The sequence below is a fragment of the Leptolyngbya sp. CALU 1928 genome, assembly GCF_056784215.1.
This window is the reverse complement of sequence record NZ_JBXBCE010000003.1, coordinates 182,072-206,553: the sequence shown is the minus strand read 5'-3', so window position 1 is coordinate 206,553 and position 24,482 is coordinate 182,072. Positions and strand designations below refer to the sequence as shown.

The window sequence follows — 24,482 nt, the reverse complement described above, 5'->3', positions numbered from 1 at the left end:
AAAATCATGCAATTTCTTAAAGCCAGTTCAGTTCTTTTCAGCCTAGTAGGAACCACACTATTTATCACCCATGCCGGAAGCGGTGGAGCAAATAGCTCGATAAACAGCGTTAATGCTCAATCACCGCTGCAACGTGCGGATGAAACAGCGATCGCATCTAAGCTCAAAGGAGACGGTCGCAGTGGGAAGGGCGGTCAAGTCGTCGAATCTGGACCCTATCACCTGGAAATGGTGGCTGAGAAAGAAGCAAATGCCACTCACATTGACTTCTACCTGCAAAATGGCAGCAATCATCAAGCGATTTCCAACGCTAAAGTAACAGGTCAAGTGCAAATGCCAAATGGAACTCAAAAAGCCCTCAATTTTAAATACGATGCGTCTGGCAAGCACTACACTGCCATTCTTCCTGGTAAAGCTAGTGGAGCTTACAAAGTGACTGTCTTGTCAGACATCAAGGGCAAGAAAGTGAATGGGCGCTTCAGTTTTAGTCGATAACTCTCTAGCTAAGCGATCGCTCACTGTGCATCTCCACCTTGATATCAACTTCTGTTTTGACTCAATTAACGTACAGTAAATTTCATGAAATTCAACAAATCCAACGTAATCTTTTTGGCAAGCATCGGGCTTCTGTTCTTGGGCGCTTGCAGCAGCGGCAATCAAGCAACCAACTCCACCAGTAGCCCTGCTTCTGCACCTACTGAAACCCAGCCCTCAGCAACGACTTCTCCAGCTACAAGCGGAGACAAAATGGCATCTGAAAAGGCTGACTCTCATGGAGGACAGGGTGGACAAGTGGTTGAATCAGGACCCTATCATCTGGAACTTGTGACCGGAAAAGAATCAACTGGAACTCACATTGATTTCTCCCTACAAAAAGGCGACAACCATGAACCGATTCCCAATGCGAAGGTAACGACTCAAGTTCAGTTACCCGATGGCAGCCAGAAGATCCTGGACATGAAGTACAGCGCAGACGATAAGCATTACACTGCAATTCTGCCTAGTACAACCGCAGGAGAATACAAGCTTGCTGTCTTATCCGACATCAATGGTGAAAAAGTGAATGGACGCTTTAGCTTTTCACGTTAGTATTCTTGAATTCAATTTCATCTCAATTTCATCTCTATATTCTAATCTGAATGTAAGGCTGTCAGATGCATTACTGATAGCCTGTTAAATCACCCTATTTGAGGTCAACATGAACAAATTGAATGGAGTTAGACTTTTTACGACTGGCGCGATCGCCTTTTTATCCATTTCAGTAATGGCAATCAGCAATGCCAGCGCTCAAGAGAATCAGAAACCCACTCCTCAAACTGAACAAATGAGTGGCTGTAGTTGTTGCAAGAAAATGATGGAGAAAAAGAATGATGGCATGAACAAAATGCCTGGGATGAATCACTCAACCTCAACCCCAGCAAGTAAGTAGTCACAGCCAGTTCTTTACAGCTAACTACTTAAGAATTTCAGAGGTGTTACCTGAGTGTGGTAACACCTCTGGATCTGATTATAGTTAAATTTATTTTTCAAGTATTTCTCAAGTGTGTTGTTTCTAGTAAGTCTCATTTTTTAACGACCAAATTCGAGTTATTGATACAATTTCATTCTAGTTTCATTTTACTAACCTAATCTGGAGATAGAGCCATCCAATGAATGATGCTATGGCTCAACTTCCACGGCAACACCTTAATAGGAAAAGGATGTTTAACCGATGAAACCAAAAATGAAACTGAGCGAAAAGATAATGTTTGCAGCATTTTTTGGGCTGGTTGCAGTCGGTGTAATTTTTGCTCAATCTGTAAGAATGTCTAAAACTGTTGAATCGGGTCAGCACAGAGTCATTCTACGACCGTAATGGGCGATTCTAGGGGAGAACCAACCTTCCATCCATCAAACATCTACAACCCATAGTGAAGGCGATCGCCCGATAACCGCACAAGGCGGTAGCGCATCAGTAGAGTGGGATATTGCTATTGCACAATGTGATTGTGCAATAGCAATACTAATGTTGTTACAAACCTTATTAAATAATTTCGTCAGATTTCATCTCTGCGATCTAGCCTGAGATTAGAGCTTTCAGGTGGATGATCTACTGCATCAGTAAATTCAAGTGGACTCCTTGCAGGACGATCGCGTGAAAGAACCCTCCAAGGTTTTATACACACGATCGTTTCTTATTGCTCAACTCTCGTTCACATTTCCCGGAGACAACTGACATGGAACGCCACAACCATTCAACTCTTGGTAAGCACGAGCAGCATAACCAATAGGAGCATCCCCCTCCGCAAGCGGAAGAGGATGTCGGGCATCTTGAGGCTTGCTTCAGCACGAGACGAACATGCAGGGCATTGTTGATGAGTCTCTCGACAGTGATTGTCTCTATCAACGCTGTAACCCTGCGCCGGGTAAAGCTGGTTTAACTTTTAGATCAGTTTCCGTATTTACAGAGATAAACCGCCTCTAGATATTCAAAGCTATCCTCGCTAGCGCTAGCAGGCAGTAGGCAGTAGCCCGGAACATGCTGAGTTTTTTGCTGTTTGGTAGCTGGTTGATCTAGCGATCGCGTCGTAGGAGAAGCGTTTTGAGCCTGTGGTGTGGCATTGTCTACAGAACCAGGCTGAGTCGGAGTGGTAGACGGTTGAGTAGAGGATGGGCGCGAAGCTTGAGGATGAACTCTCGCTATAAATGACTCATTGGCAGATTGAGCAAATGCCTGTGGTGCAGAGATTCCAGCAGCTAGCACCAAAGAAAATGCTGTTGTAGAAAGTAGATGTTTCATCAGAATTACCTCTCTTAAAGAATCGAAACTGATTTAATAAATCAGTTGTCTATCACTACTATTTCAAACTGAAATGAAATCAAGATGAAAAATGGTTATAAGTTACAAAAATAAGTTTTTGAGTTTAATAAGCATTCAATAAAATTGCTGATTAACTCTGTAATAAAACTTGTTATCCATTATTGAATCAACGAGCTTGTGAGCGGTGTAGGTTGAAAGTTCGCTTTTTTATCTGTGCTAAATTCTGAAATTTCATTCTGGTTTCATATTTCTGGATTAAGTTGAAGATCTGCCTCAATTATTTCGATGCATAGTCCTAAAGATTCTTATGACACTATGAAAGTTTCACGTCGGCGATTTATTGTTCTAGGCGGTCTAGGATTGACAGGACTGTCATTGGCAGCCGCACCCAAACTCATCCAATGGGCGCAGGTACGTACCGACCAACCCTTCCCTCAGCCATCAGAGTTAAAAAGTGAAGGCAAGCAGGCAGGACTGGTAGAGTTTTCTTTGAGGGCAAGCAGCAGCCGAATCAAGCTTTTGGGTCAAGATAGTTTGGAAGCGGAACTGATGACTTACAACGGTAGTTTTCCCGGTCCGACGATGCGCGTGAAGGAGGGCGATCGCGTCCGCATTCAGTTCCGCAATGACCTGAAGGAGCCTACAAATCTGCATTTCCACGGGTTACATATTCCCTCAACAGGGCAGGGAGATAATGTTTTCCGTACCGTTAAGCCAGGAGAAACAGCACTGTACGAATTTGAGATACCAATCGGATCTGCCGGAACCTATTGGTATCACCCGCACTATCACGGCAATGCCAATACACAGTTATTTGCTGGATTGTCGGGGGCGATCGTTGTAGATGGTTCACTGAATGCAATCCCCGAATTGCAGAACGTTCCCGATCATTTGATTATCCTTAAAGATTTGGAATTGGATGCTCAAGGCACTATTCCACCGTTGAGCCAAACGGACTGGATGAATGGGCGCGAGGGTAGTCGGGTAATGGTAAATGGCACAGTCAACCCCACTTTATCCACTGCTGGTGGACTGGTGCGCCTGCGCTTACTGAACCAATCCGTTGCACGTTACTACAATCTCAAGCTGGCAGGTCATCCGATGACGGTAATTGCTACCGATGGCGGCTTTGTCGGTACTCCCTATCCGGTCGAATCCTTGCTGATGGCTCCCGGTGAGCGCTTCGAGGTGCTGGTCAATGGGCAGCAGCCAGGGGATATTGTGCTAATCAACCAGTCCTACGACCGGGGCATGATGAGTATGGGCATGACGGGTGATATGGATAATGGCAGCATGAGCGGAATGCAGGGGATGAACCACGGCAGTACCCAACGGACGGACGAAGGGGCGCTGATGACGCTGCGATTGACTGGCTCAAATTCACTGGCGAATATGCCCCGTAACATTAACTCGATTAAAGCTTTGAGTCTAAAAGATGCGGTGCAGACCCGCACTCTCAACTTTACTGAACAGATGGGAAAGATGTCTTCTGGCATGGAAAACGAGTCCTCTGAGATGGCAGGGATGATGTCCTTCTCGTTTAACGGGCAAAAGTTCGATCGCGATCGCGTCGATATGCGCGCCAAACTCGGCACTGTGGAACTGTGGGAACTGGTCAACAACACCGACATGGATCATCCCTTTCATCTTCACGTCAATGCCTTTCAGGTTTACGCCCGCAATGGCAAGCCAGAACCTCAACCCGTCTGGAAGGATGTGGTGAATGTCCGCTCTCAAGAAACGGTGCAAATCCTGGTGCCATTTGCCGACTTTACAGGCAAAACCATGTTCCACTGCCATTTACTGGAACATGAAGAACTCGGCATGATGGGCGTGGTTGAAATGGTTGCTTAGACCTAGCCCTACCTTGATGCCTTATTTATGCACTCCTATCTTCTTCAAGGTGACACCCATGTCCCTATTCTTTTTGATTGGGATATTCAAAGCATAGTAGGTGCAGTTCGTTTACTTACGGATGCGTTGAATGAGAATTATTACTTGTTGATAGCTGCTGCGATCGCCTCCACTGGCAAACAGTTGTGCCGCTCTTTCCAAGCTAGACAAGGCTCCTTGGGTGTTTCCAGTTTGTAAGAGCGCTTGTCCCCGATTGAAATAAGCGTAGGCATAATCAGGCTTGAGTTGAATGGCTTGATTCAGGTCTACCACCGCCATCTGAAGATTTCCTAGTTTGGCATACACAACCCCGCGAGTGTTGTAAGCCTCCGGATGACGAGGCTTGAGTTGAATTGCCTGATTCAGGTCTACAAGTGCATCTTGCAGATTTCCAAGTTTAGAGTAAGCTTCTCCACGATTATAAATCGCGACTGCATTCTTGGGTTCGAGACGAATGACCTGATCAAAATCGGCGATCGCTGCTGCAAAATCCTTCAACTCACGCTGTGCCAGCCCGCGATTGCTATAAGCAGCAACAGAGTTAGGATTGGATTGGAGGGCACGCGTATAAGCGGCGATCGCATCTTGATACTCACCTTGCTGAGCTTTCGCTAATCCCTGGCTCAAGTAATCCATTTCCCGCATCTGAATCGCCGAAGCCGATGAAGACTGAAGTGAAACAATGGGAACGATTCCACTCAACAAGCTGGTGAATCCCGCGATTGTAAGTGCTTGAATAAAGCGCATACCTTTGAACATCCTTTCAAATCAGGTCAAGCGAACTAGCCCTGCAAAGCCAACAATACGCTCTCCACATCTCCTAATAGGCAGCATCTCACGTCAGGATGAAATCAAGATGAAATTAGAAACCAGGCTCAATTTCATCCTGATTTCATTTCATTGGTTTAATCTAAGGCGTAGCTTGCAGAATGCGTGTGTCTTCAAACGGTCAGAAGACATTCATCAGGCTGGAAGCTTGCAATCCGGTGTGAGGAGAATATGTCGAACTTTCGTTGTTATGCAGTAGTGCTAAGTGTGGGCGTGTCAATCAGCCTGAGTTACGGGGAACTTGCAACCGCTCAAAAAGCACCCAATTCATCCTCGGTTCAACTCACTCCTGCATCCCCTCAGACTCCTGCAACGCTGACTCCTGACTCTAATCTGCTTCAACTCCCAACTCAGCCCGCTGAGGTACAACTTCAACCAACCCAGCCGATTACACTGCAACAGGCGATCGCCCTAGCAGAGCGAAACAATCGTGAACTTCAGATTGCAGAGCTAACGCTAAAGCGGAGCCAATCAGCATTACGACAAGCCAGAGCTGCACTATATCCAACGCTTAGTGGCGAAACTGAGTTGGCATATGAACGCAATGCGAAAGATCGGCTGAACGACTTAAAGTACGAGAATAGAGATGCTCAATCGACCGGGGCTTTAAGCGGAACCGTCGAACTTAGCTATGACCTAGTTACCTCTGGTAGACGACCAGCTCAAATTCGGGCGGCAGAAGAACAAGTTCGCTTTAATCAATTGGAAGTAGACCGAGTGCGATCGCAGACTCGCCTGGAGGTTTCCAATATCTACTATGACTTGCAGCAAGCGGATGAACAAGTCCGGATCGCCCAGGCAGGCGTTAAAAACGTACAGCGAATCTTGAGCGATGCCCAAGCATTAGAAGAGGGCGGAGTAGGAACAAGATTTGACATTATTAGAACCCGCGTACAGCTTGGCAATGCCGAGCAAGAGTTGATTGATGCTCAGGTACAGCAGGAGATTGCCCGACGACAATTAGTGCAATTGCTGAGTTTATCTGAAGTAGCGGATGTCAGTGCCGCAGATCCGGTGGCAGTGGCGGGAGACTGGAAACTCTCTTTAGAAGACAGCATTCTTTTGGCATACAAGAATCGGGCAGAACTTCCGCAGCAGTTAGCTCAACGAGAAATTGCCCAACAGCAAAGAAGAGCCGCGATCGCCGGAGTGTTGCCGCAGATCAGTCTGTTTGCCAACTACCAGGTTGTGAATGAGTTTAATGAGCAATTCGGAACGTTGGGCGGCTATGCCACTGGTGCCAGACTGCGCTGGAACTTTTTTGACGGGGGTGCAGCATTTGCAGCGGCGGATCAGGAAACGCAAAACCGAGCGATCGCTGAAACCCGCTTTGCCCAAAGCCGCAATCAAATTCGCCTGCAAGTTGAACAGGCATATAAAAATCTTAAGGCAAACTCCCGCAGCATACAAACAGCAACCGCTGCCTTAAAGGAAGCCCGTGAAGCACTGGACATCGCCCAGTTCCGCTTTCAGTCGGGAGTCGGCACTCAACTAGATGTGATCACCGCGCAAACTGACCTGATACGCGCTGAATCCAATCGGCTGCGGGCGGTTCTCAATTACAATCGCGCCCTAGCAGCCTTGCAACGAGCCACAAGCAATCTGTAGGATAAAGCCCATTTCTGCCTACCAAAGGACAGTAGTTTCATCCTAACCACTGCTAAAGCATTCAAGGATTGTTAAGAAATCTCTTATAAGCGGTGCATTTCATTCTGATTTCATAACTGTGTGAAACGATCGTTTTATGCAGAGTAAAAGCTTTGCTATTTTCACAATTCTTTTACGTTTTTAGTCTATCTAAACAGCAAGGCTAAATTATGTTTTTTGATTAGGCAAAGTTATATCAAAATAACATTTGTCCAAAGTCTTTTTGGGATTTTAACAACAATCTGCTCTGTTGCAAAAATATTGCTTATTGAATATAAATGCCAAATCTTATTTATAGAAAATAGTGCCTATTCTATCGCTAAATTTCATCTTGATTTCATAACAATCTGCCAATCTATTAGATAGAAGTTTACTTCAGTGCAAATTTTAAGGAGAGTTTCGAGATGAAAACGTTAAAGTATGCCGTCTTGTTTGCTGTAATGGCAACTTCAATTTCTACAATGTCCGCAAATGCAACGCCTTCCAACGATATGCTCACCAATTCGGGTGCATCTCCATCATTTCAGATCACTCAAAGCCCGCAGGAAAACCGGGAAACCTCTGCATCAAAGATCAAAGTTGATGACACGCAAGCTAAAACGAGATCTTGCCCACCTAATCTAGGACCCGCAACCACAGGAGGGGCAACTCGGCAACAACTGGAAGCCCAAATAAAATGCAATTCGAGTAGCAAATCATCTACCAGATAGACGTTGGCTTCTGAGTTTCTTTAAGTAGGGATCTCCCTTTCTTAGTTCTCTACTGAGCCATTCACCTGATTTTGCACCAAAATTCTACGATCCTTCACGAGACACGAGTCATGAAAAAGCTAATGTATGCGATCGCTCTCGGCTTGGCATTTATATCGGTTACTTCTGCCAGCCAAGCGATCGCCAGTTCCTCTACTAAACTGCTGACGGCTGAAAGTTCTACTGGCATCTGGCAAATCAGTCAGGCTTCCCAGTCTGTACAGCGAGCCAACGAGCCAGTTGTTCCATCTGCAACTCAAGCAGCTACCCCAGTTTCAACCGCAGCAAAAACAAAGTGCAAAGGAGATGCAGCCCGCGCCACACCGCCTAAACCTAATTACCCCACCTACATTCAGAATGTCGTTTGGCGTAATGTGCGAGCAATGTGCCTAGAAGAAATTGCTCACCAAAACAGCACTCAGCCTACTAACCAGCACTAGATTCCCTGCATCAATGCATTACTCTGACTAAAGAGGAACCGCAATCACGAGCCGCTCATTAATTTGGACGGCTCACTGTGTCATTTCATCCTAATTTCATCATCGGCTGTCAATCTAGAGAATAGGTGATATGCCCCTGGATGTTGCCCGAATTCAAACTTTAAAGTAGCCGCTATGCGAGTGTTGTTAGTTGAAGATGAACCAGATTTAGGCGCAGCAATTCAGCGGGTGCTGCATCGGGAAAAGCATGTTGTGGACTGGGTTCAGGACGGCACTGAAGCCTGGGAATACCTGAATAGCCAGTGGGTTCACTATACACTCGCAATCCTTGACTGGATGGTGCCCGGATTAACGGGAGTGGAACTCTGTAAGCGACTGCGGGAACAAAACAATCCCCTACCGGTGCTGATGTTAACTGCCAGAGACAGCATGGAAGACAAAGTGATTGGCTTAGATGCGGGCGCTGATGACTACCTAGTCAAGCCCTTTGGTATGGCAGAACTTTTGGCACGGATGCGGTCACTCCAGCGGCGATCGCCTCAGTTCCAATCTGCCCAACTCCAAGTTGACAATCTCATTTTGGATTATGGTAATTGCACGGTCTACATCCAAAATTCACAAGGTAGTAAACACCCAATCGCGCTGACGACAAAAGAGTTTCAGACGCTAGAGCACTTTATGAAACATCCCAGTCAGATTGTGACCAGTCAACAACTAATCAATCAACTTTGGGAAGTGGGGACAGAACCGACTAGCAATGTTGTGGCAGCACAAATTCGATTATTGCGTCGTAAACTGGCAGAGACAGGTTATGACAGCCTGATTGAAACTGTTCACGGGATGGGCTACCGTTTCAACCTACCACATGCATCAGAATAAGCTATTCAACCGAACTCGCGGACGGCTGGCAGGCTGGTACGCTGGGGTGATGGGCGTGATTTTGAGCCTGTCTGGACTCGCAACCGTTCAAACGTTGTCCTATGCCCACTGGCACGCCGTTGAACAGGAACTTGAATCTATCTCTGGTACGCTCCATGACAATCTGGAGTCCAAGCTGAAGCGCCCCGGCTATGTCGAGTCGAGTGTCGAACAAGCATTGCCAGGGCTATGTGTGGTAGATAAAAGTTGCTTCAACCAAGCCGAACTTTCGGGGCGGCATATCTTGGGCATTGTCCAGCAAGGAAATTATTACCTACGCTTCTTTGATCCATCCGGTCACAAAATCGCCTTACTGGGGATGCAACCAGAGGGGCTTCCAACTGCCCTAGATGATGCTGGCTGGCAGACGTTGAAGGACAATAGAGGAGACCGCTACCGCCAATTTTCGCTGCTGCTGAAGACCGCTGATGGTAATCCCTGGGGTTATATGCAAGTGGGGCGATCGCTTAAGGAATATGACGACCATTTATTCTCACTAAAGTTGCTCCTGGTGATTGGGCTACCCGTGGCAATGCTGTTGGTGGGGGCTGCCAGTTGGTGGTTAGCAGGGTTAGCCATACAGCCCATTTACCAGTCCTACAATCAAATGCAGCAGTTCACTGCCGATGCCGCCCACGAGTTGCGGACACCCGTCGCCACCATTCAGGCAACGATTGAATCAATCGAGGGTGCCTCTGAGCAGGAAACTCAAGAAGCTCTAGCAGTCGTGCAGCGACAAAACCAACGACTCGCCCATTTGGTGCAGGATCTCTTGCTGCTGTCTCGTATGGATCGTAAAGCTTTAGCAGAAAAGCATCACCCCTGTTGCTTAAATGATTTACTTAGTGATTTAGTTGAGAGCTTATCAATTCTGGAGATCGCTGCTCCCCTCAAGCTTGCGACCCACTTCAAGGTTCAGGAACCGCTGGTTGTTATAGGGGATGAAAACCAACTCTGCCGTTTGTTTTCCAACTTGATCACCAATGCACTGCACTATACCCCTGCTGGCGGTCAGGTGGACGTGATCCTGGAGCGAGATGATCACTCCGCCTTGGTGCATGTGCAGGACACGGGCATTGGCATTGCACCCGCAGAGCAGTCCCGAATTTTTGATCGATTCTACCGAGTCAATAGCGATCGCTCCCGACACACGGGTGGAGCCGGATTGGGGTTGGCAATTGCCAAGGCGATCGTCGAAACGCATAAAGGTAGCCTTGACGTTCAAAGTGAGTTGGGAAAGGGTAGCACGTTTATCATTCGCCTACCCTTGAAATCAAATGCCAATTCTTGAAAGTCAAACCCTCTGATTGTCAATGTTGTAAGTCAATTGGAGGCTTTGCTTTTGTAGACCTTCAGGTATACCTTGACTATTCCCAATATGCAGCAAATCCACAGTTAAAGGAGACGCGATCGCATAACGACAGCCGAATGACTTCATTACGCGATCGCTCCTCAGCAAACACTTGAGCTTCCCTATGCAGCAGATCACCCACGGAATCAACTCAATTTCCAGCATAAATCACAGAAATGAAATCAGGATGAAATTCTGGGCGACCCTTTCAAAGGGAGACTTTATAAGCATAAAAGGCTTCTGCATGGTTTAGTCTTTCACCATGCAGAAGCCTTTTATGCGATACCGGAACTCAAGTTGCAGCGAGGTCTGTGTTCATAGTCAATACTAAGCAGGGTCTGCTACTGCAAAAACAATCTCTAAATGTGAGATGAGCGCTGAGGGTACACTCACTCTTCACTATGCCAATCTCAAATCATTTGGGCAATCTACATTAAAAGTATCTTACTTAGCTGAAGCGACTTTCTCCTTAAATACCTTGCCTGCCGAAAAGGCAGGAACCATTGTAGCCGGAATTTGAATCAGTTTTCCTATACTTGGATTGAGCCCCTCTCGTGCCTGACGTTGGCGTGATTCAAAAGTGCCGAAACCAACCAACGTTACTTTATTGCCAGAAGATACTGCCTCCACAACAGTATCGACCAGGGCATTGAGAACAGAATCTGCGTCCTTCTTTGAGACAGATGCTTTGGATGCGATCGCATCCACTAATTCACTTTTATTCATAGGTGCATCCTTCAACAGGTCGTTGGGTTTGGGTCACTATAGTTCAGAAAGAAGTTGCTGCATTGACGATGGCTTGAGAAGCTGCACTTCTCAATTCACGTAGCTATTGGCTAAATCGCTTCCTTTAGCCTTACTGCTCGCGCTTCTCCTAAAGAGGTAGAAAATTCGTGGCGTTGCCCACAATGTCGGCAGGTTTCTGCATGGTTAAGATTTCTATCGCGCAGAATTTCTGTATGATATAGGTATAAACCATGCAGAATTTCTCATGCCTAGTGCCTTCCTTGAATCTGAGCGAGAACGCTTGCTCACTTTGATCCACCAGATCCGCACCTCTGGTGAGGTTGCCCCTGCTTACTGCTGGCTAACAGAAACCAGTTCAACCAAAGGAGCTAAGACATATACCTATGCCGTGTTGGTCACCCAAAAGCCCGATCGCAAGCCAAAGAGTCAATCGCTTGGCAGACCTAGCAGTCAGAAGCATCGACACTGGAAAGACGCAATTGCTCGTAGGGAAGCGATCGCTGAACTTGAGCAGCAATTATCAATGCTTCAAGCATTGATGGAACGGCAGATAAAAAACAGTAGTCTTTTCAACCACTAGTTGCTAATACAGATAGGATGGCAGATTGATCCTGGGGCTGAATGTTACGTTTTCCTGTTTCAACCATTTTGACCCAACTTAAACTGCGCCCAATTTGGTCAGCCAAGTATGCCTGACTCCATCCCTTTGTTATCCGCAACTGCTTCAGTTGTTCTCCTGATTGAATTTCTTTGGGTAGTTTCGGGGGTGTTATTGCCATACCACCCTGAGATGTTTTAGCAGTGCTTATAGTAGGCAGCCTTGTTTCTGTTCGACGCCGAGCTTCTTCAAGAGCATCCAATCTATCTGAAATTGCTTTGGGGGGTTGCACATACAAACGACCATTGAGAAATAGTGCAAAGCTACCCCTTTCTCTGCGTGTACGGTCCGTCAAACGAGTTCCGGTTGGAGCTAAGGCATCTTTTGCCCAAAACTCAAGTGCAGTATCAGGATCGTCCGGAATTTCATTAAACAAACTTGATTTTCCTGTGTCCACCCAATAAGACATGGGATAAGTTTGGGTGTCAGGAGTAATTGACCAGCCTTTCTCAATCAGAGCCTTGAGGGTTTTTATCCAGGAGTCAACCAATTTGGCACGAGGTTTTGATTTAGCGATCGCATCTTGTAAAGACTTTTCCCCAAAGGCAATTTTCAATAACAACTCAACCGTGAGGGGACTACTGCGATTAATCTTAGTTTTAAACAGCAACCAGGTCATTAATCGGGCTGCACCCTCGTAATGATGGTAGGTTGCCATAATATCGAGGATTAGTTCTTTGGAGAGCACACAATACTCGTAATACCCCTTCTTCTGCCGTCGATTTTCTTCATTTAGGAAGTATTTAGCCCACATCCCACAACGAATATTGAGCGTGAAACCGATTAACTCTCCTTGTTCATTCGTCAAGTTATTCTGAAAATGTAGAATAGGTTCTGCAATTTCCCATAAAAAAGTGCGGCTAACATTAATTGTTGGAATGCGTCCAAGTTCGGGGTAAGAAACGTAAACTAACAAATGACAAGGCTGTTTAGCTAGCTTCAGCATCAAATCTAGCTTCTGCTGTTTAGTCAACTTCTTGTTCTTGTGTAGTCCTAGATATTGCTCAAGCTGAGTATCATTGATCGTAAAAACTTCTTCCCACGGACGATCTAATTGAGTTGCGTGGGCAGCATAAATGAGATGCAGGCAGGCAGCACGGAGATCAAATTGCTCAATTAAAGCGATCGCTAGATCACGTTCCAGCACTGATGGGTCGCTGGAAAATAAGTCATCTGTCAGCCAAAACGAAATAAAGCCTTTGCCTTTTGCAACAGGGGATTTGTAATAAGCTTCGCCATCATCAGCGGTCATCCAGGGCAAATCATTTCCCTGAGTTAGAATGTTTGCCCCTTCCCAAATTACTCGACTTGAAGCAGCGTATTCCGCTTGTGTTGCAAACAAACTGGGACTCGACACAGGACGTTGTTCCAAAGAGTTATTCCCTAACTGTTCTGTTCTTACCTTACGAGAACGAACGCCTTTCTGGGAGTCGATTTCCTTATCATCAACTATTTCAACATTAACGGTGACGCTGGGAGAATTTGTAGACATATGCGAAGGCTAGTGCAGCAGGCTTGCAGTTGTTGACTGCGAAGATGCGGAGATCTTACCCTGGATAAATTATTTTGGCTTTATTTCTAAATCTAGTTATGATGACCAACTTAATTCAGATCAGGAGATGATCCCTTTGAAATAAAGGCTTCAGCAAGTTTACACCTTTTGGTCACAATCCCCACCTCTAGGGTTTGTAGTCACATTCTTAGCCTATTTTCTCTCTCTGTCCTGGGTTATTGGTCACATCATAGTCACATCTCCCCCCTTTAGAGGTAGTGGTCACAGTACAGTTGCAGTTTCTCTGTCCTGGGTTATTGGTCACATCATAGTCACATCTCCCCCCTTTAGAGGTAGTGGTCACAAAGCCGTTTATTGGCTTGTAGACAAGGCTTTGATATGTCTATGCTCATTCAAGATGGCGGTCATGTTTCCCCCCTCATGGGAAGAAGTCTCCCCTCACAAGGAACAAAGGTTCTACTCAATTGGTACAAAAGTCACTTTTTGATTGCTGAGATCCCTACAACGTATAGCTTTCAGAACTTGCTGTTTTTCTGATCAATTTGATCAGTTTGATCCTAGATAGTCACAAGTGTCCTTTGGATCAATTGATACGCTCTGATTGCAAACTATATTTGTATTGATCTTGAAATCCTCTTCTCTGGCCGCTTCTCCTCAAGCAGGTTTTCAGCACCTCCTTAACTCAGACCACTTTCTCGCTCTCTTTCCACATCGATTTGACTACATCTGGGCAGAATACTCGAATCCTGGTGAGAAGGTGGAGTGGAGAACGGAGAGTCGCCATCCTTTGAGTGATCGCTTGATTCAACAAAGCTCATACCTTTACGGCGTTCGGTTTGGGGCAGAGACAAACTACTGTCTTCTCGACATCGATATTGGTAGTCTGTATCACCCAAAGCAAGATCCTTTTGCAATCTCGCGCATTGTTGCATCATTGGAACCGCTGGGTTTAGTAAGTTATGTAGCTTGTATTTCCAGCTATAGCAATGGACTTCATTTGTATTTCCCTTTTCAGCAGGCTCAAAACTCCTGGAAGTTAGCGATCGCGGTTTCTACATTGCTCGAAAATGCTGGCTTCAAGCTCAAACCAGGTCAGCTTGAAGTTTTTCCAGATCCAAAGCCTTACAGCGTCAACGGTAAACCCAGTCTCTTCAATGCCCATCGTCTTCCCTTACAAATTGGCTCCTATTTGGTCGATAAAGAGTTTCAACCAATTTGGAGTATTGAGCAAAGTTTTGTGCAGCAATGGCGGCTTGCTCAAAGACGCAATGATATAGAAGCTTCAGATATTCGTCGAATCTGGAAACAGGCAAAACGTCATCGTTATGCTGTTTCAACTAAGTCGGAAAAGTTTATTAACGACCTCAATGCTGAAATTGAATTCGGATGGACTGGCTATGGACAAACGAATTACCTATTAGGTCGCATTACGATGCGGGAGTATATCTTTCATCATGTCTTAGCAGGTGGTAAACCCCTAGAAGGAGATACACTTGTCAATGTAATTGTGGATGTAGCTCAATCCCTCCCCGGTTACTTTGAATACTGTCGTCATCGCCATGAAATTGAACACCGAGCGCAAGAGTGGGCACACTGTATTGAAAATAGTCGTTACTTTCACTATGGAGATGCCGCTGGTAAGTTCAGCGCTAAATCAGACGATACTAAGCTGAGTAGCCCAGATCTAGATACAGCGATCGCTAAGGCTCCAACCTGGAATCAGCAGCAATCAGAATCAGCCAGAGATCGAATTAGACGAGCGATCGCCGAGTTGTTAGACCAAGACGCATTACCTGCCAATGCCACTTCCCGATTTCATGCGTTGGTGAGTTATGGCATTGGCGGTGGGACTTTATACAATCATCGCGATTTGTGGCATCCTAATCACCTGGTTATTTCTCCTGAACCTGTGGAAAACCCCCCGTACCCCCCAACTTCAAATACGAACAGAGCAGGGGATTGCTTTGAGGAAGCATCCCCTGCTCATAGTTCTGCAAGCTTATTCCCTAGTGCAGGCAGTAATCATCTTGATGACAAGGGTTTCAGCGATCTGCCACTTCAAGATAATGAATCAGGTCGTAATTCTTCCCTTGCTCAATCTCCCTCCAATGAAGCTTCAGCTTCATCTCAGGATATTAGCTATGTTCAACAAGTGCTATTTGAGATCAAAGCCGCTCAGGAGGCTCGTCAAGCCGCCGTTCAGATGGCTTATGAACAGCAACAGCAAATTAAGCGACAGGCTTCTGAATCGAGGCACGTTGCCCGAATGCAGCAATTTCTGGATTCGGGTGATCCAATTTTGATGGCAGAAGCGATCGCTTGGGCACAGGTCAATCCTGGTGTGTTGGATACGAGCCGTACCGTGCGATCGTCTCCCTCTGGAGATTCGATGTTTCCAAGCATTCACTCCACTACCACAATGAGTCTAAGTGACTCAAGTGAACGACCTGAAAGCTTTCCGCCTTACCAGATTCAAACCACTGGCTCACCCACTGATAGAGATGTGGTTGCGCCTCCTGGTTCAGGAGTTGGCTTGCTGCTGGCTAAAACGGGTGAGTCAACGTAATCACCACCCTTCCCATAACCCTGTAAGGCTGTGTTGAATTCTTCCTCCATCGGGGGTTCCTGGAAACTCCAGTCATCTTTGGATGCTGGATCACCCGTGCTGTCTTTCAACTCAAAACCAGCGGGTGATCCAGCCAATGTTTCTTTTGTATTTGTGGAAGAAGATAGTTGAACTTGTTGGCGTTTCGCCTGCCGTCGCTGAAGCACTGCCCACACGCGGCTCCAATGATCCTGGTGAAGTTGGTAGACTCTCAATTTTTCACCTTCATGTCCTTCAACAGAACGAGACCAGCAAGCCTGCTCAACCTTCACGCCTAATTGAGCCAGAAGTTGGTGAACGACTTGAGTGTCGCTCATCTTGTCAGAAATCGTCAGGTGCAGAGCGACTTTGATCTGTTCAGCTAATGCCCTAGCTTTTGCCGCATAAGGTTCTAGATCATAGTGAGTCCATGTCCACCCAGCCCGTAGCTTTGCCAGCAACTCATCCAGATCGATCTCAGATCGGATGGCACGTCGCAACTCCGCGTTGGAAATATCCCAGGGACAGTAGCTCTGGTTCCAGGTTGCCTGTTTCTCAAGGGAACGGGCAACCCGATCAATGGCAAGTTCTGGAAACAATTGGGCTTCCAGGCTAAGTAATTCTGCTCTGCGTCTACCCTCGTTGTCCCAAAGCACATCCTCAACGGTAATCAAATCCAGTGCGTAAAACTCTTTGAAGTAATATCTGGAGATTGCCAGTGACTCCTCTGGGCTGAGTCCTTCTTGCTGCTCCAAGGCTGCCACCTCTACATAGGTGATACCAAATTAAATCAAGGTAGCTACAGATCAGATAAACTAAGGGGTGTAGAGATGAGGTCTAATGATGGCTGGAGTCAGCGCGATTGCAATCAAAGAAAGCCTTGAGGAGTTAGGCAAACGGTTACGAGAAGTTGAACAACCGATCCACAAAGAACGGTTGCAAGTGTTGTACTGGCTCAAACAAGCACAAGCACCGAGTATCAGCCAGATAGCGATTGCGATTGGCAGACATCGGGGCACCGTACAAAAGTGGTTAGCGGTGTACCGAGCGCAAGGACTCGAAGCCTTGCTAGTCGTTAAACCCATTCCCGGAGGAGGCAACCGAGTGATTCCGATGTGGGCAGAAGTGGCATTAGCCAAACGATTGCAAGAACCGAGCAATGGGTTTGACAGTTATGGGGCAGTGCAGCAATGGCTGTTGGAGAGTTTAGGGGTAGAAGCCGAGTATCATGCGGTCTACCAGATGACGCGCTACCGCCTCAAAGCGAAACTTAAGGTCGCCCGTCCTCAACACATTAAGCAGAACCGAGAGCAGCGAGAAGCTTTTAAGCAAACCTCAAGGGCGACCTCGATTTGTTGAGCCAGTACTATCGGCAAGTGCGCCAAGATGAGCGACCGATTCGCTACTTTGCCCAAGATGAGAGCCGCTTTGGACTGCATACCCTCATCGGACGATTGATTACAGCGTTTGGGGTGAAACCGATTGGGGCATGGCAGTCGATATTCAAAGCATTCTGGCTGTATGGCGCGGTGGAACCTGCCACTGGAGCATCCTTTTTCTTGCAGTTCTCTCATGTTGATACCGACTGCTACCAATGGTTCTTGGATGAGTTCTCCAAAGCTTATCCTGACAGCCTCAACCTGCTGCAAGTGGATAACGGACGCTTTCACAAAGGCAAAGACCTGATTGTGCCAGAGAACATTATCTTGGTGTTTCAACCGCCCTACTGTCCTGAGCTAAATCCAATAGAGCGCTTGTGGGAACATCTCAAGGCAGATCTCAAGTGGGCTTCGTTCAAAACGCTGGAGCAACTGCAAACAAAGGTTGATCACCTCTTGTCTCAGCTAACCCCTCAAGTGGTTGCTTCTCTCACAGGTTATCCCTTTATCCTAGATGCACTATCTGTCATTAGCACCATTTAAATTGGTATGAGATCCTCGATCGCAACCAATGCTTCAGCATCGATTTCCCGAATTTCCTGTTTTGCATTTGCCAGCAAGAGTTTTACGGCGGGAGCAGAGGCTCGATCCTCAACACTGACCTGATTTCCCTCAAACTGAAGTCGAACCAGCAATGCATTTCGGAGATGGTACATAGCAAAGTTTTGGTCGGCTGAAATTCGACAGTAGAGGTTTAGATGGGGGTCGTTCTGCCAATCGTATGGCGTTAAATCTCCTGCTAAATCTTCCCGCAGACCAGAGCGAATCAGCCGAACCGTCGCCGTTGTTTTCTGCTGTAAATGGCTTTTGATTTCTGGCTGTCTGGTGGATCGACTCACCTTCGAGAAGTTTGTTCCTTTCTGAGCGCACCAAACTACTCGCTCCACGGGTTCTCGGACTCTTCCCAAGGCTTGAGTCATGTCCGCATCGGTGCTTGAGACTCCGGTAAAGATGCCGTATACGGCTGCAATCGCGTCCTTCGCTTCAATACTCACTCCGGTTGCGACCGATGGAGAGCAAAGGATGACATCGTACTCATGGCGCTCTAAAACGGTATCTGGTGTTTGAATGAACTCCCGTTCGCACTCTCCCCCACTGGTTTCTGAATTGACTAACAATACCCGCTTTTCGGGGTGATGTTGATTGAGCAGTCGAGCGATCGCCTTACTGGTTCCCTTACTATCCGTCGCAACAAACACTACCTTTCCGGGAGCAAGAGCTTTCACGGCAGCCATGATTTCACCCACGATCGTCGTGCGGTCCGAAGCCTGGAGAAAACGCACGGGATAACCTTCGGCTTGATAGGCATTCTGAAGCAAGAAAACGGAATCATCATTGCCCCGTAAGGACTTGAGATAACTCAGAGTGGCGTTATCCAGGTCCGCATCTGCGACAATGACTCGACGAGCGGCTTGAACTAATTCCCGAAATCGTGCCAATAGTGCTGGGCGTTTGCCATCTCTGGCACAAGTGCTAGATGTCAGCAGATGCCGGAGAACTTGAACCACTTCGTCCAGAATTAAATCACACCCAGCAAACTTGTTGGGATCGATTGACAGCAGTGAATCCACACATAATCCAATCCGAAGCGTATAGCCCGCTCCAGTAATGAATGCTCCATTGACCTTATCCAAATCCCCTTTGTAGTCTAGCTCTAAACGAGAACAGAGGTTTCGCATCAGGGCGATTCGATGCCCACCCGCTAGAACTTTCTCGCCTGCCTCTACTAATGAGTGGATGTATTTGGTTTTGCCAGTTCCTTTTGGACTGCTGATCGCGATGATGCCACATTCGGGAAGATTATTGAGCTGTAGAGTTGATAGGTCTGCCGTAGTGAGCCGAATCGAAGCTGGATAAGTCAGTCGGCGCTCTAATCGTTGCCAAATTTGCCAATGTTCCAGTGCGATCGCTTCTGAGTAGGCAGCATTCCACTCTGCGACTCCACAATTGGCAATCAAATCGTCCACGCCCTTCCCTTGCTGGTGATCCCATGAGGCGACTTTAACCAGACAGCCTGATTGCAGCAATAATCCACCGAATCGGTAAAGGGCTACGGCGACTCGGCGTTTAGCGGAGTCCTTTGAATCCTGGTCAAATGCAAAAATGAATTGTCTTCCGGGTGTAGCAAAACTGGCAACATCTGGAACTAATACCCTTGTGTCTCCTGGTTGTCTGGAATACCCTCCATTCACTCCATACAGCGCCAAAGGCACATATCCTGCACTCAACAGAGACAACCCCTTCTTGCCGCCTTCAGTTGGCACCATTGGAATTTCTGGATGGGCTTCAACCCAATCCCAGAATGAACCTTCCAGAGGAACTTGAATGCCATAGCGCTGGCTAATTCGTTGGCGGATTTCAGCTGGAACAGCAGGCCTGTAAACTCTTGAGCCATTGCCAACTGGTGTTTCGTATTTGCGGGGTTTCTGCTTTTTAGAGTCAATTACTGGCTGACTCAGTTTTGCCTGCCAGCAGGAGCTATCCTCGTTGAGCAGCAAGACGGCATTCATTGTCTCTCGTGCTCGATGACCAAAGCGTGTGATGTGCCAATTTAGAGCTTCATGGATTGGGAAGCAAGGTTCTCCTCCAGGCAGTATTTCGGTGTCGCTAACAATCTGGGTTGCAACTTGATAGAGCGTAGGATGGATTGTGCTACCTGCGATAAACTCCCATTCTATTTTGCGAGCGAAATCAGCTTGTGGGAATGCGGATAGTAAAGGGGCAAGAGCCATCATGCTGCACCTCCCCACAGGTCAAGCTGAGTTCGTCTCGCCTCAGCGACTTGATTGACTGGTTGCGTGGATTCTGGTGTTGAAGAAGTTTGAGTCTTTGCCTGTCCTTTTGAATGGGGTGGCTTGGTTGAAGTTGAGTTTGGTGAGTTTGAAGTGGAAGATTTCTCTTCTGGCAAAACGGATGTTTGTTTCTGTTTGCATATCTCGGCTGGTTGCTTTTGGATCTGATCGGTCACGCTAAACGCTGTAGAAATCCATCCATGTTTTGGACATTTGGAGGTTGTGAGTCCTGGAATTTCCACAGGTAATTGGCAGATCTTGCAATAGCCATACGGATGTCGAGATTCTTCCTGAGAACCTTTGATCATATCTGACATTGATGTCTCTCCTATTGAGTGAGACAGCAGTAAACACCTGTCTCAATGCGAAGAGAGCAGAATCAAGTCATGCCAAATCAAAGAGCAAAAAAGTTGCCATCTCAGACAAGTTGCTCCTAGAATATGGGCATGGCAATTTGGATGACCTAATTAGTGCCCTCGGAAAGCAATCAGATTAGAGTCTCCAATCCTGCTCGATTTTTGAATCACTCAACTGTTCTTTAACCCCCGCTGATTCTTAGTTGGGGTTATTCAGTTTTAGGGTTGGTCACATGAAGATTACCTCCTGTCTTGAAACGACAGATCTCCTGCTTAAGGAGGATTGCAAGTGAGAGTATGCTGGTCTAAAACGGCAAGTTTTAGCATCTCTAATCCTCACCGAGTAATCCTCACCGAGTAAGGTTGTCTCACTTTTATATACTTTTAACACTTTTGCGCTTTTTATGATGGGAAAGTATTGCTTTTGTCTTTTTCTGTCATTCCCGCGATCCAATGCTGAGATGTCGCTTGACTTGAGGGGTTAGAATTGGAGGAAATATAGTAGTGAAAAGAATTTATATCCTGTGAACAAAGAGGATGCCATTCGGTTGGTCGATCAACTCCTATCCCAGTCGGGCAGGAGTCTGAGCGATGTTGAGAAGGCGATTCTGGCTGGGGCGTGGGATGGAGAGAAGTACGAACAGATTGTCAAACAGACCCCCTATAGCCTCGCGCATATTCGACAAGTCGGGAAAAAGTTATGGGATGTGTTGTCCGAGACGATGGGACAATCGGTTACAAAATGGAATTTCCATCATGTTTTGGAAAAGAAATTGTCCCCGGTTCCTGTTTTCGGGGACTGCGTACCCAACGTTCCTAGATTTTATGGTCGGGGCAAGGAATTAGCCGATCTCGAAGCGGCAGTCGATCGCAACCAGTGCGTCGTGCTGGTGGGTCCTCCAGGAATTGGAAAGACGGCTTTGACGGCAAAGCTGCTCAACTCCCTGTCTGCCCATGAATGGAACTGTGTAATCTGGAAGTCTGCTTACCCTGTTCCTCCGCTTGATTCACTATTAGAAGAACTTCTGGGCTTTCTGAGTGAGTCAGCAAACCCGGATCAAGATAGCGGGAAGTCAGAAAGCAAAGAATCGAGGAGCAGTGAGCCAACGACCAACGTAGTCTCTAAAAATTCAATCACTCGGCTGATCGATCGCTTGCAAGCTCGCCGTTGTCTGGTCATCCTGGATTCTTCCGAGTCGATGCGGGGGCATCAGGAATACCAACCCTTCTTGAGACAGGTGGTTGGAGCATCCCACCGCAGTTGCTTCTTATTGACCTCAGAGGAACCGTTTGAGTCCTTGGAGCGTTGGCGATTGGGCGGACTGGCAGCTCAAACGTTGATCCTCAAGGATCTAGATCATGAATCTGCCAAACGTATTCTGCGAGACAAAGGCTTGACCGATGAGCAGAGCTGGCAGCAACTAATTGAAAAATATGGCGGCAATCCGCTGATCCTGGAGCTTGTGGCGAATGGGGTTAAAGATCTGTTTGGTGGGCATGTAAAAGAGGTGCTAGCCTACGTCACTACCTTCTATACCGATTTGATTGAGGAATTACTGAATCGACAGTTTAATAAATTCCAGGATCTAGAAAAGCAAGTGATGGCGTGTTTAGCGCAAGCCAAAAAGCCGCTCACCTTTGCAGAACTCCTGAAAGATCTGACTAAGGAGGGAATATCATCCTCGGATTTAGTGCAAACGTTGGACTACCTGGACAAACGATCGCTCATTCAAATCGTTAGAAGTGACGACCAGCTCACGGTGTACCAACTGAATTCGATCGTCAGGAAGCATACGCTGAATCGATTGGAGTCTGAGGCTGCAAATTTACCCCCCGTGGTTTGACTGTGAATAGCGGCTGGTGCATCAATCCTGACTGTGCTCATCCAAACGAACCCGGAGCGGCTGACGGTTGCCAGTGGTGCGGCACGGCTCTCCTATTGGCGGGTCGTTATCGAGCCATTCATCCCCTACAAAACGAACGCCATCCCTTAGCTTCAACGGCGCTGTTTGAGGCGATCGATCAATCGGCGGGGAACCAACCCAAAGTATTAAAAGTGTTGTGTGAACCCTCACGGGCAAAAATTGCTCGGTTGGAGCAGGAATACAATGTCTTAACACTGCTGGATGCCCCTGGCAAGATTCCCAGCGCAGACCTGGATGGTTTCTTCTCAGTGCCAACGCCTTCGCTTCCTGTCCATTGCCTGGTGATGCAAAAGATTGCCGGACAACCTCTCAATCAATGGCTAGAAGCAGGCAATCGGCTGTCCCAAGAGAACGCCCTGATCTGGCTGCGTCAACTTATTGAAATCATCGCCATTGTTCACGATCGCTTTTATTTCCATCGTGATATTAAACCAGATAACCTGATCCTCCAACCGAATGGGCAACTTGCTCTGGTTGATTTCGGAGCCTGTCGTCGGATTTCAGAAACCTATCTGGTTAAATTACGTATGGGAGAGACTCCCCACTACGTTAGCCCCAATAGTTCCTATAGCATTACCGCTGTCGGCTCTGCCGGGTACAGTCCCCCTGAACAACTGCACGGACGAGGCGTTCCCCAGTCTGATTTCTTTGCGATCGCCCGCACCCTGGTTCATTTGCTAACCGGAAGACATCCCGCCCAATTACCGCTGGACGACTCTGGATACCTCTTGTGGAGAAACTACGCACCCCAGATTACCAAACCATTTGCCGATTTTCTGGACGAGCTGCAATCCCCTTCCTGGAGGAAACGCCCCTCGGACACAGAAATAATTTTGCAACGGCTGAATCGTCTGCCTCAGCGCATCCGACGTTATCAGCGACTGAGGTCTACCCAATTTAGGGTGAGTGCGGTGGTTACTGGAATTCTGACGGCGGCTTCATTCGTTTGGGGCGTGAACAGTTGGGTAGCCTACCAACAATTGTCCCAGGCACTGCAACTGGCTGAACGCGGAGCGCAAAACCAGCTTGGGGGGAAGCTAGAGTTAGCCCGCCAGCACTATCAACGGGCCTTGGGACTTGATCCCAACCTGGCAGAGGTGCATCAGAACCTGGCACTCCTCTGCCAGGGTGAGGGGAATTTACCCTGCGCGATCGATCATTACCAACAGGCATTGAGACTTACACCCGACAATTGGCAAGTTCACTACAATCTAGGGAATTTATACGATGAGCAGGGTGACTACAGCAATGCGGAACGGCATTACACGCTAACGATGCAGGCACAAAACCGTCTTGGGGTAGATGCTGCCAATAACTTGTCTCGGATAAACAATATTAGGGGTGATCATCGTGAAGCAGCGCTGCTTGCCGCTCAAGCGCTCAAGCAGACTAATGATTCAGTTTCGCAAGCGGCGTTGTTGAAAAACTTGGGTTGGGCTACCTTAAAGCAATCTGATTATGGAGATGCTTTGAGATACCTGCAACGAGCGAAAAAACTAGATCCGCAACGGGCAGATATCTACTGTCTTCTAGCTCAAGCGCAAGAATCTCAAGGGTTTGAGGGTGAAGCAAAGCAAAGTTGGAAAAATTGCCTCCGCTATGACTCAACGGCTGGATTGCCAGAAGTGAAAGCGTGGCGCGAACGAATTCTCAATCGTGTTTTGTGAGACCAAAAAGCCTGATCAGGCGTGTGCTGTTCAAGATTTGTTCGGTTATGAGATTAAAAAGGACTACTTTATTCATTGCAATCCCCCTCTTTTTTGCAAGCATTTTAGGCGATGGGTTGCTGTCAGCCTCTAAAGCAACTTCTCCTTTCTGTCCTGCGGTTGGTCAAGTCCTATC

Annotated in this window: 22 protein-coding genes; 14 read left to right on the top strand and 8 right to left on the bottom strand. The window is 47.2% G+C overall.

Annotated features, from left to right (window positions below; translation table 11 throughout):
• The first annotated feature begins 6 nt into the window (after window positions 1-6).
• From AC1S5B_RS19105 to AC1S5B_RS19095, 3 genes are all read left to right on the top strand, one after another.
• Entirely contained in the window at window positions 7-495 is a 489-nt protein-coding gene (locus AC1S5B_RS19105; protein WP_482037285.1) for a hypothetical protein, read from the top strand.
• Window positions 496-579: 84 nt separating this feature from the next.
• Window positions 580-1,089, top strand: coding sequence for a hypothetical protein (locus tag AC1S5B_RS19100; RefSeq protein WP_482037284.1), 510 nt, complete (start codon window positions 580-582; stop codon window positions 1,087-1,089).
• A 109-nt stretch (window positions 1,090-1,198) separates the two neighbouring features.
• A complete protein-coding gene (locus AC1S5B_RS19095; protein WP_482037283.1) occupies window positions 1,199-1,429 on the top strand; it encodes a hypothetical protein in 231 nt (76 codons plus the stop codon).
• Between the two features lie 999 nt (window positions 1,430-2,428).
• Here the strand turns inward: AC1S5B_RS19095 and AC1S5B_RS19090 are convergent.
• Complete coding sequence (locus AC1S5B_RS19090) at window positions 2,429-2,779, bottom strand: hypothetical protein (RefSeq protein WP_482037282.1); 351 nt, start codon at window positions 2,777-2,779, stop codon at window positions 2,429-2,431.
• Between the two features lie 336 nt (window positions 2,780-3,115).
• Between AC1S5B_RS19090 and AC1S5B_RS19085 the strand changes: the two genes are divergently transcribed.
• Window positions 3,116-4,654, top strand: a complete 1,539-nt coding sequence (locus tag AC1S5B_RS19085) for a multicopper oxidase family protein (protein ID WP_482037281.1) — start codon at window positions 3,116-3,118, stop codon at window positions 4,652-4,654.
• A gap of 111 nt (window positions 4,655-4,765) precedes the next feature.
• Here the strand turns inward: AC1S5B_RS19085 and AC1S5B_RS19080 are convergent, their stop codons facing one another.
• Entirely contained in the window at window positions 4,766-5,440 is a 675-nt protein-coding gene (locus AC1S5B_RS19080; RefSeq protein WP_482037280.1) for a tetratricopeptide repeat protein, read from the bottom strand.
• A gap of 252 nt (window positions 5,441-5,692) precedes the next feature.
• Between AC1S5B_RS19080 and AC1S5B_RS19075 the strand changes: the two genes are divergently transcribed.
• The 4 genes from AC1S5B_RS19075 to rppB all read left to right on the top strand — a co-directional run bounded on the left by AC1S5B_RS19075 (window position 5,693) and on the right by rppB (window position 10,566).
• Entirely contained in the window at window positions 5,693-7,129 is a 1,437-nt protein-coding gene (locus tag AC1S5B_RS19075; protein WP_482037279.1) for a TolC family protein, read from the top strand.
• Window positions 7,130-7,988: 859 nt separating this feature from the next.
• Entirely contained in the window at window positions 7,989-8,357 is a 369-nt protein-coding gene (locus AC1S5B_RS19070; RefSeq protein WP_482037278.1) for a hypothetical protein, read from the top strand.
• Between the two features lie 174 nt (window positions 8,358-8,531).
• Entirely contained in the window at window positions 8,532-9,236 is a 705-nt protein-coding gene (rppA, locus tag AC1S5B_RS19065) for a two-component system response regulator RppA (protein ID WP_482037277.1), read from the top strand.
• Window positions 9,223-10,566, top strand: a complete 1,344-nt coding sequence (gene rppB, locus AC1S5B_RS19060; protein ID WP_482037276.1) for a two-component system sensor histidine kinase RppB — start codon at window positions 9,223-9,225, stop codon at window positions 10,564-10,566. Before rppA ends, rppB begins: the two co-directional genes overlap by 14 nt.
• A 76-nt stretch (window positions 10,567-10,642) precedes the next feature.
• Here rppB and AC1S5B_RS19055 read toward each other — a convergent pair whose 3' ends face one another.
• Together AC1S5B_RS19055 and AC1S5B_RS19050 are read right to left on the bottom strand one after the other, a co-directional pair.
• Entirely contained in the window at window positions 10,643-10,768 is a 126-nt protein-coding gene (locus AC1S5B_RS19055) for a hypothetical protein (RefSeq protein WP_482037275.1), read from the bottom strand.
• A gap of 302 nt (window positions 10,769-11,070) precedes the next feature.
• Window positions 11,071-11,352, bottom strand: a complete 282-nt coding sequence (locus AC1S5B_RS19050; protein ID WP_482037274.1) for an HU family DNA-binding protein — start codon at window positions 11,350-11,352, stop codon at window positions 11,071-11,073.
• A gap of 265 nt (window positions 11,353-11,617) precedes the next feature.
• Between AC1S5B_RS19050 and AC1S5B_RS19045 the strand changes: the two genes are divergently transcribed.
• Window positions 11,618-11,953, top strand: coding sequence for a hypothetical protein (locus tag AC1S5B_RS19045; RefSeq protein WP_482037273.1), 336 nt, complete (start codon window positions 11,618-11,620; stop codon window positions 11,951-11,953).
• Here the strand turns inward: AC1S5B_RS19045 and AC1S5B_RS19040 are convergent.
• On the bottom strand, window positions 11,943-13,523 hold the full coding sequence (locus tag AC1S5B_RS19040) for a helix-turn-helix domain-containing protein (protein ID WP_482037272.1): 1,581 nt from the start codon (window positions 13,521-13,523) through the stop codon (window positions 11,943-11,945). The two genes, AC1S5B_RS19045 and AC1S5B_RS19040, sit on opposite strands and share 11 nt — an antisense overlap.
• A gap of 646 nt (window positions 13,524-14,169) precedes the next feature.
• Here AC1S5B_RS19040 and AC1S5B_RS19035 point away from each other — a divergent pair.
• The gene (locus AC1S5B_RS19035) at window positions 14,170-16,110 is read left to right on the top strand and encodes a hypothetical protein (protein ID WP_482037271.1); all 1,941 of its coding nucleotides are present in this window, start codon (window positions 14,170-14,172) and stop codon (window positions 16,108-16,110) included.
• On the opposite strand, the gene AC1S5B_RS19030 is transcribed toward AC1S5B_RS19035, so the two are convergent.
• Window positions 16,017-16,892, bottom strand: coding sequence for a hypothetical protein (locus AC1S5B_RS19030; protein ID WP_482037270.1), 876 nt, complete (start codon window positions 16,890-16,892; stop codon window positions 16,017-16,019). The two genes, AC1S5B_RS19035 and AC1S5B_RS19030, sit on opposite strands and share 94 nt — an antisense overlap.
• A 76-nt stretch (window positions 16,893-16,968) precedes the next feature.
• On the opposite strand from AC1S5B_RS19030, the gene AC1S5B_RS19025 reads away from it, so the two are divergent.
• Together AC1S5B_RS19025 and AC1S5B_RS19020 are read left to right on the top strand one after the other, a co-directional pair.
• Entirely contained in the window at window positions 16,969-17,487 is a 519-nt protein-coding gene (locus tag AC1S5B_RS19025) for a helix-turn-helix domain-containing protein (RefSeq protein ID WP_482037119.1), read from the top strand.
• Entirely contained in the window at window positions 17,484-18,050 is a 567-nt protein-coding gene (locus AC1S5B_RS19020; protein ID WP_482037120.1) for an IS630 family transposase, read from the top strand. Before AC1S5B_RS19025 ends, AC1S5B_RS19020 begins: the two co-directional genes overlap by 4 nt.
• On the opposite strand, the gene AC1S5B_RS19015 is transcribed toward AC1S5B_RS19020, so the two are convergent.
• Window positions 18,047-20,302, bottom strand: coding sequence for a plasmid replication protein, CyRepA1 family (locus tag AC1S5B_RS19015; protein WP_482037269.1), 2,256 nt, complete (start codon window positions 20,300-20,302; stop codon window positions 18,047-18,049). The genes AC1S5B_RS19020 and AC1S5B_RS19015 overlap by 4 nt on opposite strands.
• Window positions 20,299-20,676 carry a hypothetical protein gene (locus AC1S5B_RS19010; protein ID WP_482037268.1) on the bottom strand — a complete coding sequence of 126 codons (378 nt, stop codon included), beginning with the start codon at window positions 20,674-20,676 and terminating at the stop codon, window positions 20,299-20,301. Before AC1S5B_RS19010 ends, AC1S5B_RS19015 begins: the two co-directional genes overlap by 4 nt.
• 563 nt (window positions 20,677-21,239) lie before the next feature.
• On the opposite strand from AC1S5B_RS19010, the gene AC1S5B_RS19005 reads away from it, so the two are divergent.
• Together AC1S5B_RS19005 and AC1S5B_RS19000 are read left to right on the top strand one after the other, a co-directional pair.
• On the top strand, window positions 21,240-22,559 hold the full coding sequence (locus AC1S5B_RS19005; protein WP_482037267.1) for a helix-turn-helix domain-containing protein: 1,320 nt from the start codon (window positions 21,240-21,242) through the stop codon (window positions 22,557-22,559).
• A gap of 2 nt (window positions 22,560-22,561) precedes the next feature.
• Entirely contained in the window at window positions 22,562-24,307 is a 1,746-nt protein-coding gene (locus AC1S5B_RS19000) for a tetratricopeptide repeat protein (RefSeq protein WP_482037266.1), read from the top strand.
• Window positions 24,308-24,482 lie beyond the last annotated feature (175 nt).

Coding starts and splice junctions, on each gene's coding strand:
- AC1S5B_RS19070 (WP_482037278.1), top strand. CDS start 7,989: ATGAAAAAGCTAATGTATGCGATCGCTCTCGGCTTGGCATTTATATCG.
- AC1S5B_RS19095 (WP_482037283.1), top strand. CDS start 1,199: ATGAACAAATTGAATGGAGTTAGACTTTTTACGACTGGCGCGATCGCC.
- AC1S5B_RS19105 (WP_482037285.1), top strand. CDS start 7: ATGCAATTTCTTAAAGCCAGTTCAGTTCTTTTCAGCCTAGTAGGAACC.
- AC1S5B_RS19040 (WP_482037272.1), bottom strand. CDS start 13,523: ATGTCTACAAATTCTCCCAGCGTCACCGTTAATGTTGAAATAGTTGAT.
- AC1S5B_RS19025 (WP_482037119.1), top strand. CDS start 16,969: ATGATGGCTGGAGTCAGCGCGATTGCAATCAAAGAAAGCCTTGAGGAG.
- AC1S5B_RS19075 (WP_482037279.1), top strand. CDS start 5,693: ATGTCGAACTTTCGTTGTTATGCAGTAGTGCTAAGTGTGGGCGTGTCA.
- rppA (WP_482037277.1), top strand. CDS start 8,532: ATGCGAGTGTTGTTAGTTGAAGATGAACCAGATTTAGGCGCAGCAATT.
- rppB (WP_482037276.1), top strand. CDS start 9,223: ATGCATCAGAATAAGCTATTCAACCGAACTCGCGGACGGCTGGCAGGC.
- AC1S5B_RS19045 (WP_482037273.1), top strand. CDS start 11,618: ATGCCTAGTGCCTTCCTTGAATCTGAGCGAGAACGCTTGCTCACTTTG.
- AC1S5B_RS19090 (WP_482037282.1), bottom strand. CDS start 2,779: ATGAAACATCTACTTTCTACAACAGCATTTTCTTTGGTGCTAGCTGCT.
- AC1S5B_RS19015 (WP_482037269.1), bottom strand. CDS start 20,302: ATGATGGCTCTTGCCCCTTTACTATCCGCATTCCCACAAGCTGATTTC.
- AC1S5B_RS19080 (WP_482037280.1), bottom strand. CDS start 5,440: ATGCGCTTTATTCAAGCACTTACAATCGCGGGATTCACCAGCTTGTTG.
- AC1S5B_RS19085 (WP_482037281.1), top strand. CDS start 3,116: ATGAAAGTTTCACGTCGGCGATTTATTGTTCTAGGCGGTCTAGGATTG.
- AC1S5B_RS19010 (WP_482037268.1), bottom strand. CDS start 20,676: ATGTCAGATATGATCAAAGGTTCTCAGGAAGAATCTCGACATCCGTAT.
- AC1S5B_RS19050 (WP_482037274.1), bottom strand. CDS start 11,352: ATGAATAAAAGTGAATTAGTGGATGCGATCGCATCCAAAGCATCTGTC.
- AC1S5B_RS19100 (WP_482037284.1), top strand. CDS start 580: ATGAAATTCAACAAATCCAACGTAATCTTTTTGGCAAGCATCGGGCTT.